Origin of the sequence: Silvimonas soli, from assembly GCF_030035605.1 — a bacterium.
GTDB classification, from domain to species: domain Bacteria; phylum Pseudomonadota; class Gammaproteobacteria; order Burkholderiales; family Chitinibacteraceae; genus Silvimonas; species Silvimonas soli.
The window spans coordinates 363,665-377,430 of sequence record NZ_CP106736.1 but is presented as its reverse complement, the minus strand read 5'-3'; the positions used below and the strand labels follow the sequence as shown (position 1 = coordinate 377,430).

Here is a 13,766-nt window from a genome sequence, read left to right as displayed (position 1 = left end):
CCCCATGGCCCAGTCCATCCAAGCCCTGCGCGAACGCCGCGCTGCCATCGGTGCGCAGTTGAAAGACCTCAACGACAAGAGCAAAAACCCTACTTGGGACGGCACGCTGCAGGCGAAATACGACGCGGGCATCAAGGAAGTGGACGACATTGACGCGGAAATCCAGCGCATTGAGGACTACAACAAGCGCATTGTGGAAGACCTCGCGCAAAACAACGCCGATAACCATGCCGCACGTAACCCGCAAAGTGCAGGCGCGCAGATTTACGCAAAATGGCTGCGCGGTGGCGACAAGGCGATCTCCGACGCCGAGTGGCAGCAATACAACGCCGAAATGACCACACAAACCGGCGCAGATGGTGGCTACACCGTGCCAACGGAAACTGCGACCTCCGTGATCGATGCGCTCAAGGCATTCGGGGGCATGCGCCAGGTAGCGACAGTCATTTCAACTGCCACCGGTAGCCCAATGAACTGGCCCACCAGTGACGGCACCCAGGAAGAGGGCGAACTCCTGGCCGAAAGCGAAGAAGCAAACGACGCTGACGTGAAATTCGGCACCATCCCACTGGGGGTGTTCAAGTTCTCGTCCAAAGTGGTCACCGTTCCCATCGAGCTGCTGCAGGACTCGGGGGTGAATCTGGAGGCGTTTATTAACAAGCGTCTTCAAACCCGTCTGGGTCGCATCACCAACAAGAAATTTACCAACGGAACGGGCAACAATGAGCCCAAGGGGCTAATGGCCTCGGTTGGCGTGGGCGTGAGCGGAGCTGCGGTCAACCCGACCTTCAACGATTTGGTCGACCTGATCCACAGTGTGGATCCAGCCTATCGGGACAACGGCAAATTCATGTTTGCGGACATGACGCTGCGCGATCTGAAAAAGCTGACCGACGATCAGAAGCGCCCGATCTGGCTGCCGGGCTACGCTCTGAAAGAGCCAGACACCATCAATGGCTATGGCTACAGCATCAATCAAGACGTGGTCACTGCCGCCAGCGGCAAAACGCCTATCGTGTTCGGTGACTTGAGCTATTACGTCATTCGAGATGCATTGGCGCTACAGATGTACCGTTTCAGTGACTCCGCCTATGCCAAAAAGGGCCAGGTGGGCTTCCTGATGTTCCTGCGTTCGGGCGGCACCTGGACCGACGTCGGCGGCGCTGCAAAAACCTTCAAATCCAAGTAACTGGGGCGGGCGGGCGCAAGCCCGTCCGAAGCTGCATGCTGATCAAAAAGGAGCCGTTGGGTGCGTTGCCCATAGCACTGGAAAGTGAAGATCAGGTCTCGGTCAAAGGCTGGTTGCGCGAAGGAATGGACGCGCAAGACCCGGAAATTTGCATGTTGATGGCAGCAGCCTTTGAACGCGCCGAATTTCTGACACATCGCGTGTGGGTTGCGCGGGGCGTACTGATGCAGGTTCCTGATTTCAGCTATTTGCGGTATCTGTTCGATTTGAGCCCGGTCACCGCTGTTGAATCGCTGGAATACCTGGACCCGTCAGGCGAATTGCAATCGCTGGACCCGGCGACGTATCGGCTGGCCAGTGGCATGCCCGACAGCATCGTGCCCGCAATCGGCACCAGCTGGCCCAGCGTGGCAAAGGTGCCGGACGCGATCAGGATCAAGCTGAAATGCGGTGAGCCGACGGTGCCAGCATCCATTCTGCAATGGGTTTGCATGCGGGTGAACACTGCATACGAAAACCGGGAGGCGGTCTTGCCGGGCACACAAACGCCGCTGCCGGACGCGTTTGTTGATGGTCTGCTCGATGCTTATCGCATTGACGGGGTGATGTGATGCGCATCGGAAAACTTCGCCATCGCATCAACATCCAGCAACGCGCAATCCAGCGCGACGGCTTCGGCCAGCCCCTGCTGGTGTGGGAAAACGTCACCCCCACGCCCGTATGGGCCTCGGTCGAGCCGCTACGCGGGCGCGAGTTCATCGCCGCCCAGCAGCAGCAGGCTGAACTGACCACGCGTATCCGCATGCGTTACCGGCCCGGCATCACTGCTGCCATGCGCGTGCTGCATGGGGAAACGATTTACAACATTGTGGCGCCTATCGACGTGGAAATGCGTCACGTGGAATTGCAATTGATGTGCAACTCGGGAGTCAATGATGGGTGAAAGCAGATTTGCGCGGCGGGTGAGCGTCCGGTCCAGCTGTGGAGAGCATAGCGTCAGGCTTGATGATGGTAATGCCCTTGAGGGCGTTGAAAAAGTGGAGGTGGTCATTTTGCCGGATGGGGTGGCAAAGCTGGTGCTGACAATCAACGAGTTTCGGGCTGAAGTGCAGGGGGTATCTCCATGGCCTCAGTCAAACTGACCGGGCTGGATGATCTGAAACGCAAGCTGCGCGAGTTGCCCAAACGCGTGGAAACGCGGGTGGTCAAGGTTGCCCTCAAAAAAGGCGGCGAAATCATCCGCGATGCGGCCATCTCGCGAGCGCCTGAAGACAGTGGTTTGCTGAAAAAGAACATCGTGTACCGCGCTTTGTCGGCCAAAAAAGGCCAGGTTGGCGTGCGCAAACAGGCGCAAAAGCATGTGGATAACCCGCAAAACCGCCGTATGCGGCGCGTGGGCAAGCGGTACTACTCTGATGGCCCGGCCTTCTACGGGCGGTTTGTGGAGTTCGGCACCAAAAACATGGCTGCGCACCCGTTCATGCGTCCGGCCTTTGATGCAACCGCACCGGCAGCTATTGATGCCATTGGCAAGGCTCTGCTGGAGGGCATTGACCAGGAGGTGCGCAAACTGTGATTGAACAGCAAATCGTCGCGCTGCTGACGCCGCTGTTTGGCGAAGCGGTGTACCCGTTGCGGGCGCCAGCAAACGCACCGTTGCCGCACGCGGTGTACCAGGTGATCAGTGATTTGCCGGTGGCCAGCCTGAAAGGGCGAAGCGGCCTGAATCACTACCGGGTGCAGATCAGTGCATGGGCCAAAACCTATGGTGCTGCCGTGTCCGCAAGTGCTGACGCAATGGACGCGCTGGAGCGTGGCCAGCTGCGCCCGGTATTCACCGTTCACGGCGACGATATCGACGACGACACCGGCCACTACCGGCGCATTTTCGATTTGTCGTTTCGCGCTTGACTGTTTTTCCGCTGATTAACCGCCCGCCATTGCGCGGGCTTTTTTGTTTTAAAGGAGTCTGAAATGGCAGTACCTGATGAGGATATTGAATCGAATGAATCGACTGCCCTGGATTCACAGGGTACGTCGGTCGAGTTTGCCCTGCCCGGCAGCAACATCTTTACCTTGCTGGGCGAAGTGCAGACTGTTTCCGCTTTTGACGGCCAGGCGGCTGAATATGACGTGACCCACCTGAAATCTAAAGCGAAAGAAAAGCGCATGGGCCTGCAGGACTGGGGTTCGGCCAGTATCGACCTGAATGTCTCGGGTTCCGATGCGGGCCAGAAGGCCGTCCGGGGAGCAAAGCGTGACCGAACCCGGCTGACCTGGCGTTTCACCTACGTCGATGGCTCCAGCGATACCTTCACCGCCCAGGTGCGCAAGTTCTCCAAGGAGTTCGGCGTGGATAGCGTGGTCAAGGGCAAGCTTGAACTGCTCATTAATGGCGACGTAACTGAGAAAGAGGCTGCTGCGGCGGACGATTGATCGCAAAGCGAAAGTGTAATGTCACATTACACCTGACCTGTGCCCGGCTTAGCCGGGCTTTTTTTTGCCCTTCATAAACGAGAAACCACCATGACCATGTTGAATAAAACAGACCTGCTCGGTTCCAAAATCAAAACCAAAGTCGTGCGCGTAAAAGCGCTCGGCGGGGATATCACTGTTCGCGAAATGTCCGCGCTCGACACTGACAATTATTTGGCGCTGCTGCGAAAACCGGAAACCCTGGCCAGCACCCGTAATTTCATGTTTGTGCGGGCTTCCACGATGACCACGACCGGTACCCCTTTCCTTGATGACGAAGACGAACTGGCGTTTTCGCAGATGCCACAACGCGTTATTGACGCCTTGGTGGGGGTGATCACCGAGACCTTTGAGGAGTTTCGGGGCGAGGGCGGCACCAAGGCAAAAAAAGGTTAGCCCGCGACCAGCGTCGCCGGTTTGCCATGCGACTGGCTCTGGCCCTCGGACATGTTGATGTCGATGGCATGCTTGATTCGATAGGTGAGTCCCGGTTTCAGGAGTGGATGAATTACTACGAGCTGGAGCCTTGGGGAGAAGAACGCGCCGACTTGCGCATCGGTACGTTGGCGGCGGCAACGGTCAATCTGCACCTTAAAAAAGGGGCCAGGCCGTTCCGTGCCACCGACTTCATGCCCTATCTGGTCAGCAAACCGGAAGGTGCCAGCAGCACGGCTGAAATCAAATCGGTGCTGCGCTCGGTCGCGGGTGGACCGCGCCGGGATTGATTGTTAAATCACTGGCCCGCCTGGCGCGGGCAGCTTTAATTCGGGGGTGCCATGGGTGGCGCACTGGGCAATATCACAGTTGATCTGACCGCGAACACAGCTGGATTTGATTCCGGCTTGTCGCGGTCGGACTATCTGGCCGACCGCACTGGTACCAACATCGCCCGATCGCTGGGGCGTATTGATGGTGCGCTTGCTGCGTTACGCCAGAACGGCGGAGGCGTCGAACGCACCATGCTGCAGGCCAATCGGGCTGTTGCAGGAATGCGGCAAACCAGCGAGCAAACCGCACGTGCGGTGGGCGACGTCAGCACATCCATCGACAAGCTGGTGTCCAGTGCGGGCATGCTGGGCAAGTTGTCGCTGGGCGTACTGGCTGGCGGTGCGCTCGTCGGCAGCATCAACGAAGCCGCGTTACTTGCCGCCCGCTACAACACATTGGGCGCCGCAGAAATGGCGGTTGGCGCGAACGCCGGTTACAGCCGTGCGCAGCTTTACCAGATCGAGCAGCAGTTACGCGCTACCGGTATTTCTGCGATTGAGTCCCGCTCGAATATCACGAAGCTGGTACAGGCTCACGTGGACTTGTCCAAGGCCAGCCAACTGGCGCGTATCGCCCAAGACGCGGCTGTGATCGGCAATCTCAATAGCTCGGAAGCGTTCGGCAGCCTGGTACATGGCATCCAGTCGGCTAACGTGGAGGTGCTGCGCAACGTCGGTATTAACGTCAGCTTTGAGCAATCCTACAAGGCGATGGCCAAGTCACTGGGGGTGACTACAGAGCAATTGACCGAACAGGACAAGTTGCAGGCGCGCGTTAATGTGGTGATGGATGCAGGGACCACCATCGCGGGCACTTACCAGGCCGCCATGGGCGAAGCGGGCAAGCAACTGCAAAGTAACAAGCGCTATCTGGAAGACCTCAAAGTCTCCATTGGCCAGAATTTCATGGGCGCTCTTTCTGCCGGTGCCAATACAGCGGCGACCGCGCTCAAGGCGCTCAACGCCAACGGGGAGACCATAGGCATTGCCATGGCGGCGATGGCCGCGACCACAGCGGGTGCATTGGGTGGGCGTCTGGTGAGTTCCATCCAGGCCAGCGCAACCGCGATGCTGGAAAGTCGCGCCGCCAGTGTTGCAGCAGCCGACGGTGCATTGCAACTGGCGTCCGCCGATACGGCGCGCGCTGGCGCGTCGTTGACCGCTGCCCGTACCGATCAGTCCGCCGCCGTGGCTTTGCTGGAAAAGGCAGGCGCCGAAGTCATGGCCGCGCAGCAAGAACGATTACTTGCTGCCGCCGAGGTGGAGCGCACCGCGCTGCAGGCCCGACTGGCAGCGGGTACTGCAGAAGCGACGGCGGCGAACACCATCGCGGCCAGCAGTGTGGCGCGGCTGGCAGCGGCAGAAACCGCGTTGACTGCCGCGCTGCAGGTTGCCGGTGCAGCGGAAAGCACGTCTGCTGTCGCTGCCACGCGGCTGGCCAGCGCCAACGCCGAAGCCGCCATTTCTGCCGAAGCGCACGCCGTGGCAGAACGTAGCCTGGCTGTGGCCAGCACCACCTCTGGCGCCGCATTGTCTGCGGGTGGTGCCGTCCTTAGTGCACTCGGTGGTCCGATTGGCATCACGATCATTGCACTCTCGGCGCTGGCCATGAACTGGACCGCCGTGGCCGCTGCAGCCGGTGACGCGGCGGCGGTATCCGAGCAGGCCGCCACCCGTATCCGCAACGCGCTGGCCATGGGTGACGAAGCCACGATCAAGGCGCAGATCGATAGCGCCCGCAAGCAGAAAGCCCAGTACGAGGCACTGGCCAAAGCGCGTGGCGTGGAAATGGACAAGGGCGGGTTTGCATCGCGCCTGGCCGCATCCATGGACCCTGCTGCGATGGATGCAGCGGTGGCCGGTAACAACGTAGTGATCCAGAACGCCAAAAAGGGGATCGAGGAGTCCGACAAGATCATCAAGCAGGGTGAAGCGGCGCTTAAAAGCGTGGACGCCCAACGCAAGGCATCGGACCCGGCTGAACAGGCAAACCAGCGTTTGCAGATGCAACTGGATGGCCTGACCAAAACCCTCAAGACCAAAGGCGAAAAGCTGAAGGAAGAACAAGCGGTCCTCAACGACGCGCTGGCCAAGGGCTTGATCAGCAAAGCGGATTACGAAGAGCAAAGTCACAGGCTGGAAGAGAAGTACAAGGAGAAGGCCCAGCATGGTCCTAAAACCCCTGCCGGTGACCGGTATGTAGACCGGCTGGACGAACGCATTGCATCACTGACGGCGCAATCTGCCGCAACCGACAAGCTCACGGCCAGTGAAAAAGAACTGGCCGAGTTTGAGTCCAAGCTGAAAGCAGGGCGTGATCCGAGTCTGGCCCGCGATGCGGATGCCATCCGCCAGCGCCTGCAAACAGCGGCGCAGCTGGAGCGGCAGGAAGTGACCCGCACGGAAGCGCAAAAAGAGATCAACAAGCAGCTGGAAAAAGAAGAAAAGCTGCGCTCGCGCATCGTGGAAGTAAATCGGGAAATGGCCGATTACAGCCAAGGTCGTGACCAGACCAACAACCGCGAAACCGAAACCTTCGGCATGGGCGACGATGCCCGCAAGTTTGTGGAGCAACTGAATACCGCGTCGGACGCGTATCAGCGATTCCGGGAAAAGCTGACCAAGAATCTGGACGGCGGCGTGATCAACAGCCAGGCGTATACCGACGCGCTGCAGCAGATTGACGCCGCCGAACAGGCACAACTGGCGCGCGAACGGGAATACCACGCCCAGTGGCTGGACATGGAATCCAGCTGGGCCAATGGCGCCACACGGGCGCTGGCCAACTACCAGGAATCCGCAGCCAATGTAGCGCAGCAAACGCAGGAATTGTTCGGGCGCGCGTTCAGCGGCATGGAAGATGCACTGGTGACCTTTGCCACCACCGGCAAGCTCAATTTCAAGAGCCTGGCCGAAAGCATCATTTCAGACCTGATCCGCATCCAGATGCGCGCACAAATGTCTTCCATCTTCGGGACGCTGCTCAATATGGGCATGAGCGCGATGGGCGACAGCTTTGGCTCGGATACTGGCCCAGACCTCAACGCCAATCTGGGTCTGGGCTACGACGCGGCCAACAGCACGGCATCGAGTATGGCCGCGCCTGCCGGGCAATACGACTGGATCGGGCGTGCTGATGGTGGGCCGGTGGTTGGCGCGGGCGGCGGTACAGCAGACAAGGTGCCGATGCTCGCCAGCAACGGCGAATATGTGATCAGCACCATGGCCGTTCAGCACTATGGGCCGGAATTCATGGCGGCAATTAATCAGCGCCAGTATCAGCCGATTCGCCGCGCAAGCGGTGGGCCGGTGGGTAGTGTCGGTGGCGGTCTGGTTTCACTCGATACCGGGCCGCGTTCGCCTGTTCTGGCCATGGCCGGGGCAAATTCTGCTGTGGCCGGTATCCCGGCGCGTGCATCCGCCACAACTATCAATCTCACTCAGACGTTCCAGATTGGCGGAGGTGAGGGTAGCGGGCGCGGCGATGAAAAAACCGAGCAGAAGTCGGGCGATACGGACAGCACCATGCGCCAGTTTGCCGACCGCATGAAGGTGACCGCGTTCGATGTGATCCAGACCGAATTGCGGGACGGTGGCCTGATCTGGTCTTACTTAAACCGCCGCTAATGGGGGAGCAATGGACACATTTGTGTGGAGTCCGCAGATCGGCGCGGAAGGGGAAACCAAGTTTGCGCAACTCAAAGCGCAGTTTGGCGACGGATACGCGGTGCGGGTGGCAGATGGCCTGAACAACATTTCTGATTCGTGGCCGCTGTCGTTCACCGGCGAAAGCGACGAAGTATTCCCCATCCGGGATTTTCTCGAAAGCCATGCGGATGGTCGCGCGTTTTTCTGGACCGCGCCGGGTCGTGAGCAGGCAGGGCTGTATACCGCTGCCGGATTGAAATTTAAAAGCCTGGGCGGTGGCCTGTACACACTGACAGTGACGCTGGAACAAACATTCAAGCCGGGCTTTCGTTATAACGGCGAGGCGCAGTACGACGGCACCCGCCAGTATTGGAGCAATTGATGGCGAATCTTACCGAGCAGGCGCAATGGGAAGAGGGCGTTTACCAGCTTGAGACACGGGATTTTGTACGCGGTGGCGACGGTGGCGTTTCCAACCGCCAGGGCAAGCAACTGGCCAATCGCACCCAATATCTCAAAGCGCAGATCGAGCAGTTGGCCAACGCCGCTCAGACCGCCATAACGGCAAAGCAACTTGAAACTGCGCGCGGCATTGCCATGACTGGTGACGCCAGCTGGTCCGTCAATTTTGACGGCAGCCAGGACGTTACGGCAAAGCTGACGCTGGCTAAAACGGGCGTGGTCGCCGCCCAGTATGGATCGGCAACCACCATCCCGGTGTTCACTGTGAACGACAAGGGCCAGATCACAGCCGCACAAAGTGTAAACATCGCGCAATCGATCACCCTGACCGGTGACGCTGCCGGGCAGGGCACCAGCCAGGTCGCGGTGACGCTGGTTGATACCGGCGTTGCCCCTGGCATTTATGGAGGCCAGAACAGCATTCCGTATTTCCGGGTGGACAGCAAAGGACGGCTCACCATGGCGAGTTCCACGTCATTGGTCTTGCCGTGGGCGAACATTCAGGGAAAGCCAACCACCCTTGCTGGCTACGGCATTACCGATGCAGTGTCCGCGACGGGTGTTGTCACTTCTGCAAACAAGTTAACGACCGCACGCAAGATCAGCATCACGGGTGACGGTAACTGGTTTGTCAATCTGGATGGCAGTGCCGACGTATCTGCCAAGTTGACTTTGGCTGATTCTGGCGTTGAAGCCGGGTCTTATGGCGGGTCGGCGGCGGTACCGGTGATCACGGTCGATAGCAAGGGGCGAGTCACTGCACTCACGACTGCCGCTGCGGCCGCTGGCGGCGGTCTGTCAACCCGTGGCCCGGTGGGTACGACGTTTTTCTGGCCAGCATGGGTGGGTACCCGACCGCCGTTTTCGTACGTGATGGACGGGTCGATCGTTTCCCGTGCCGCCAGCCCGTTGCTGCTGGAGGTGGTTTGTCCGGTCGTGAAAGTCAGACTGGTCGCAGGCAGCATGGAAGGCGATATGCAGGGTGATATCCAGACGTTTAATAATCAGTTCGGAAACAGCGGTTTTCGTGTGGAAAGTTCGGCGTTGCCTGCTGGCACGATCCTGACCGGCGTGAACGACGAGCTGCCCAGCATGACATTCAATAACGCAGCCACAGCATCCGGCGTGTTTGCCGTGCGGTTATTCCCGTGGGGCTACAACTCTGCAAATGATTTTGTGTTGCCGGACTTCTCAGACGGCGCATACATCCGGGGCGATACCGGTGGCAGTGGCGCGTTTTCCATTGGCAAGAAATACGACGATCAATTCCAGACCCATTACCACAGCGTGGTGGCGCCAGGCACGCTTGGCGGCAACACAAAACAGGTGGTCACGGATTATGGCGGCGCCGGTAGCACGTCGGCTGGCGTACCGGGCGGGGTGGTCACCAACGCCACCTTGCAAGGTGCGCTCTATGCCGGAAACCCGACCTCGACAGCGTTATGGAATATGGTTCGCAACGGCACTGAAACCTATCCGCGCACCATCGTCATGACCCCGTGCATCTGGTCAGACTAAGGACAATTCATGAATAACATCGCGTATCGCTTTCGCCCGGAAACCGGCGAATACCTTGGTGCCGTCCAGTTGCAAGAAAACTGGAAAGAGCCGGGCACCTATCTGCCCGCCGCCAACAGCACCAACATTGCTCCACCTGAAACCGGCGAGCAGCAAGCCGCTGTGTTTGATGGCACCAGTTGGCAACTGGTCGCAGACTATCGTAACCAGGCGTGCTGGCTGGCCGATGGTAGTCAGCAAGCGATTGCCGAGCTTGGGCCTTTGCCTGATGGCACCAGTCTGAAACCACCACCGCCCAGCATGGATGAACTGCGCGCCGCCGCGTTGGCGCAATTGCCCGACTGGGAAGCGAGCGAACGCATGGCGGGTATCGACCATGGCGGGAGCACCTGGCTGACCACACCCGCCGCATTGCAGGATATCCGCGACGCCTTGCTGGCGGGCATGGTGCCAGGCGGAATGTGGGTAGATGCATCCGGCGCCGTCGTTCCGATGACCCTGCCGGATCTCCAGTCACTGTGGGCGGATTGCGTGGGCCGGGGCACCGGCATCTATCAACGGCGGCTGGCGATGGCTGCTGCCATTGCGTCCATGACTCGTGCCCAACTCAATAAATTCACACCCGGGTGGAGCTAGTCGTTTTATCCGGTAATCGAGCAAAACGAATGCGGCCATGGGCCGCTTTTTTATTGCCTTCAATGAGGACACACAACGATGAATATCGTTAAAAAAACCGGATTGTCCGGTGTCTATCTGGCCCTGGATGCATTTAGCGGTGCATTGACTGCCGGGGACGCCATGCACGAAAGCCTGACCTATGACGATGAAACCGGTCAGGTACTGTCGCGTACTGCCCAGCGCTCTGTGCCTATCGCCATCGCGATGCAGGAGGGGCTGGAGCTTGAGGGTGTACTGGGTGCCGTCAACGCGGGTCTTGTTGCCCAAGTGCTGGACCTCAAAGCGCAACTGGCCACTGAACAACAAAACGCTATTACCCGGCAGGGCATTATTGACCAGCAGGCCACTCAAATCAGTGCGCTGCAGCAGGGTGCGGCCAGTGTGCCTGCCATAGAGGACTGAGCTATGCCCATTCTTGCGGACATGCAGCGGCTGGAGCCGGGCGGCAAGGTGCGACTCTATGAACTTGACGCCACACGAATTGGTGGCGATCTACTACGGTTTCATCCCTACCCGCAGTCGGGCTCCATCTGGTGGCAGGACAACGAATACACCGCATGGGCGGTGCAGATCGAAGGGATCGAGCGCAGCGCGCAAGGCACCGCACCGCGCCCCCGGCTGACCGTCGGCAACATTGGCATGGGGTCAGACGGTGAACCGATCGCGGGCATTGTTTCCGCTATGTGTATTGCACTGGATGACCTGATCGGCGCGGATGTGATTTTTCGCTGCACGCTGGCCCAGTACCTGGATGACTGCAATTTTCAGGAAGGCAACCCATCGGCGGATGCGACTGAAGAGTTTCCGCCTGAACTGTGGAAGATCGAGCAGAAGAACGCCGAAAACCCGGACAACGTGGAATTCCTGCTGGTATCACCACTGGACTTTGACAACGTGCGCCTGCCACGCCGCCAGATCATGGCCAACGTGTGCAGTTGGCTGGGCATCGGTGGCAGTGGCTACCGTGGGCCGGATTGCGGTTATACCGGCGCGCTCTATTTTGACCGCCAGGACAACCCGGTCAGTGACCCTGCGCTGGACCGCTGCAGGGGTTTGTTGTGCAGCTGCAAGAAGCGGTGGGGCGAGAACGAGGAATTGCCGTTCGGGAGTTTCCCCGGTGCCGACTTGACGAGGGTTTGATCATGCAAAAAAAAGTGCTGGCCGATATCAATGCCCATGCATTGCAGCAGTATCCGCGCGAAGCCTGCGGGTTGGTGCTGGCCATGGGACGCCGCCAGGTGTACTTGCCGTGCAACAACTCGGCGTCGGGCGACGGTGCCGAGCAGTTTCGGATCTCTGCCGAACAATACGCAGCAGCAGAAGATCAGGGCAAGGTGCTTGCCGTGGTTCACTCGCATCCCAATCACACCGCTGTGGCCAGCGAGGCCGATCGGGTGACGTGTGAGGGTAGTGGCCTGCCGTGGCATATCGTCTCAGTGATGCCCGGCCCGGATGACCAGCCGGTGGTTGCCGATCTGCAGACCATCAAACCCGTGGGCTATAAAGCGCCCCTGATCGGGCGCGAGTTTCATCACGGCGTACTGGATTGCTACGCGTTGATTCGCGACTGGTATGCGCAAGAAAAAGGCATCACCTTGCCGGATTTCCCCCGCACCGATGGCTGGTGGGAGCGCGGCGAAGACCTCTATATGCGTCAGTTTGGCGAGGCGGGTTTTACGGTTGTACCGGGTGGCATCGATGCGGTGCAGCCAGGCGACGTGATCCTGATGCAGTACCGCTCGCCCGACAACGCCAACCATGGCGGTATCTACCTTGGCGATGTGCCCGGTATCGGTCGCAGCATCATGCTGCATCACCTGTATGGCCGGTTGTCCGAGCGCGTGGTGTACGGCGGCTACTGGGCAGAAATCACCCGCGCCGTGCTGCGCCACCGGGAGCTGATGTAATGGAAAAGCTGCGAACCATTCGCCTGTACGGCGCGCTGGGTGCCAAGTTCGGGCGCGTGCATGAGTTTGTGGTGTCCAACACCGCAGGCGCCGTGCGTGCCATGTGCGCGATGCTGCCCGGCTTTGAACGCGAACTGATGACTGCACGGGACCGTGGCGTGGTCTATGCCATATTCCACGGCAAGCGCAACGTTGCGGTGGAAAACCTGCACGACCCGCTGGGCGCCGATGAAATCCGTATCGCACCTGTCCTGACCGGCAACAAGCGCGGCGGCATTCTACAAGTCATCGTCGGGGCTGTCTTGGTGATTGTAGGGGCTGTGTTGACGTATTTCGGGTTTGGTGCGATCGGCATACCCATGATGAAAATGGGCGCCATGTTGGCATTGGGCGGGGTGATCCAGATGCTCTCGCCACAACCAGCCGGGCTCGGGACCAGTGACCGGCCCGACAACAAGGCCAGCTACAACTTTAACGGCCCGGTGAACACGTCGGCGCAGGGCAACCCGGTACCGCTGGGCTACGGCCGCATGATCATCGGTAGCGCGGTGATTAGTGCCGGGATCTTCTCAGAGGATATGGCCTGATTGCGTCAAAAAGCGGGCTGCGAGTAAGCGGTAGGGTAGCCGGTCATACGTAAAGGGGGGGGCATGAAATACCTGACCGCTTTGGCTGCACTCTTGATGCTGGCCGGTTGTGCCACCACGCCGGTACCCGCATCGCAGCAGACATCCGCGCCACAAGATCGTCTGTTCGGGTCTCAGTCGGTGACTGCTGATGCGACCGCTACAGCCGTGGTGTCGCGCGATGCCGGGTTTGTGAACGGTGGTTGTTATATTTCACTCTATATCAACGGCGTGCGCGTTGCAGCGCTGGCCCAGAAGGAGGTCGCCACTTTCCACCTCCAGCCGGGCCGCCTGGTGTTTGCGGCGGTGGCGGAGGGCAATGGCATGTGCGGCGCTGGCGGTTCGCGCCGTGAAGTTGAAACCCATATCAACGCCCACGAAACGAGAGCCTATCGGATCAGTATTCCTGATGCCGAAAGCGGGCCGGTTGTGCAGCCTTCGACGCTCTGAGTACCCGACTGAAGTCTCCATTCCCCGGCCCGCATATGCGGGCCTT

17 protein-coding genes are annotated in these 13,766 nt (G+C 59.5%); all 17 read left to right on the top strand.

Annotated features, from left to right (window positions below; all coding sequences use genetic code 11):
- Window positions 1-4: 4 nt before the first annotated feature.
- Window positions 5-1,189, top strand: coding sequence for a phage major capsid protein (locus tag N7220_RS01670; RefSeq protein WP_283149738.1), 1,185 nt, complete (start codon window positions 5-7; stop codon window positions 1,187-1,189).
- 35 nt (window positions 1,190-1,224) lie between these two features.
- Window positions 1,225-1,800 carry a head-tail connector protein gene (locus N7220_RS01665; protein ID WP_283149737.1) on the top strand — a complete coding sequence of 192 codons (576 nt, stop codon included), beginning with the start codon at window positions 1,225-1,227 and terminating at the stop codon, window positions 1,798-1,800.
- Window positions 1,800-2,132, top strand: coding sequence for a phage head closure protein (locus N7220_RS01660; protein WP_283149736.1), 333 nt, complete (start codon window positions 1,800-1,802; stop codon window positions 2,130-2,132). Before N7220_RS01665 ends, N7220_RS01660 begins: the two co-directional genes overlap by 1 nt.
- A gap of 180 nt (window positions 2,133-2,312) precedes the next feature.
- Window positions 2,313-2,765, top strand: coding sequence for an HK97-gp10 family putative phage morphogenesis protein (locus N7220_RS01655; protein WP_283149735.1), 453 nt, complete (start codon window positions 2,313-2,315; stop codon window positions 2,763-2,765).
- The gene (gp17, locus tag N7220_RS01650; RefSeq protein ID WP_283149734.1) at window positions 2,762-3,100 is read left to right on the top strand and encodes a DUF3168 domain-containing protein; all 339 of its coding nucleotides are present in this window, start codon (window positions 2,762-2,764) and stop codon (window positions 3,098-3,100) included. The genes N7220_RS01655 and gp17 overlap by 4 nt, the downstream gene beginning before the upstream one ends.
- 63 nt (window positions 3,101-3,163) lie before the next feature.
- On the top strand, window positions 3,164-3,625 hold the full coding sequence (locus N7220_RS01645) for a phage tail tube protein (protein ID WP_283149733.1): 462 nt from the start codon (window positions 3,164-3,166) through the stop codon (window positions 3,623-3,625).
- Between the two features lie 90 nt (window positions 3,626-3,715).
- Complete coding sequence (locus N7220_RS01640) at window positions 3,716-4,060, top strand: hypothetical protein (RefSeq protein ID WP_283149732.1); 345 nt, start codon at window positions 3,716-3,718, stop codon at window positions 4,058-4,060.
- 26 nt (window positions 4,061-4,086) lie between these two features.
- Complete coding sequence (locus N7220_RS01635) at window positions 4,087-4,389, top strand: phage tail assembly protein T (protein ID WP_283149731.1); 303 nt, start codon at window positions 4,087-4,089, stop codon at window positions 4,387-4,389.
- 51 nt (window positions 4,390-4,440) lie between these two features.
- A complete protein-coding gene (locus N7220_RS01630; RefSeq protein WP_283149730.1) occupies window positions 4,441-8,058 on the top strand; it encodes a phage tail tape measure protein in 3,618 nt (1,205 codons plus the stop codon).
- Between the two features lie 10 nt (window positions 8,059-8,068).
- Window positions 8,069-8,461: a phage tail protein gene (locus N7220_RS01625; RefSeq protein ID WP_283149729.1), complete on the top strand. Its 393-nt coding sequence runs from the start codon at window positions 8,069-8,071 to the stop codon at window positions 8,459-8,461.
- The gene (locus N7220_RS01620; RefSeq protein ID WP_283149728.1) at window positions 8,461-10,059 is read left to right on the top strand and encodes a hypothetical protein; all 1,599 of its coding nucleotides are present in this window, start codon (window positions 8,461-8,463) and stop codon (window positions 10,057-10,059) included. The genes N7220_RS01625 and N7220_RS01620 overlap by 1 nt, the downstream gene beginning before the upstream one ends.
- 9 nt (window positions 10,060-10,068) lie before the next feature.
- Complete coding sequence (locus tag N7220_RS01615) at window positions 10,069-10,695, top strand: DUF4376 domain-containing protein (RefSeq protein WP_283149727.1); 627 nt, start codon at window positions 10,069-10,071, stop codon at window positions 10,693-10,695.
- Window positions 10,696-10,773: 78 nt separating this feature from the next.
- Window positions 10,774-11,139 (top strand): hypothetical protein, encoded by a 366-nt coding sequence (locus N7220_RS01610; RefSeq protein WP_283149726.1) that lies wholly within the window; start codon window positions 10,774-10,776, stop codon window positions 11,137-11,139.
- A gap of 3 nt (window positions 11,140-11,142) precedes the next feature.
- On the top strand, window positions 11,143-11,877 hold the full coding sequence (locus N7220_RS01605; RefSeq protein ID WP_283149725.1) for a phage minor tail protein L: 735 nt from the start codon (window positions 11,143-11,145) through the stop codon (window positions 11,875-11,877).
- 2 nt (window positions 11,878-11,879) lie between these two features.
- A complete protein-coding gene (locus N7220_RS01600; RefSeq protein ID WP_283149724.1) occupies window positions 11,880-12,644 on the top strand; it encodes a C40 family peptidase in 765 nt (254 codons plus the stop codon).
- The gene (locus N7220_RS01595; RefSeq protein ID WP_283149723.1) at window positions 12,644-13,231 is read left to right on the top strand and encodes a tail assembly protein; all 588 of its coding nucleotides are present in this window, start codon (window positions 12,644-12,646) and stop codon (window positions 13,229-13,231) included. Before N7220_RS01600 ends, N7220_RS01595 begins: the two co-directional genes overlap by 1 nt.
- A 63-nt stretch (window positions 13,232-13,294) precedes the next feature.
- Entirely contained in the window at window positions 13,295-13,720 is a 426-nt protein-coding gene (locus N7220_RS01590; RefSeq protein ID WP_283149722.1) for a hypothetical protein, read from the top strand.
- The last annotated feature ends 46 nt before the right edge of the window (window positions 13,721-13,766 follow it).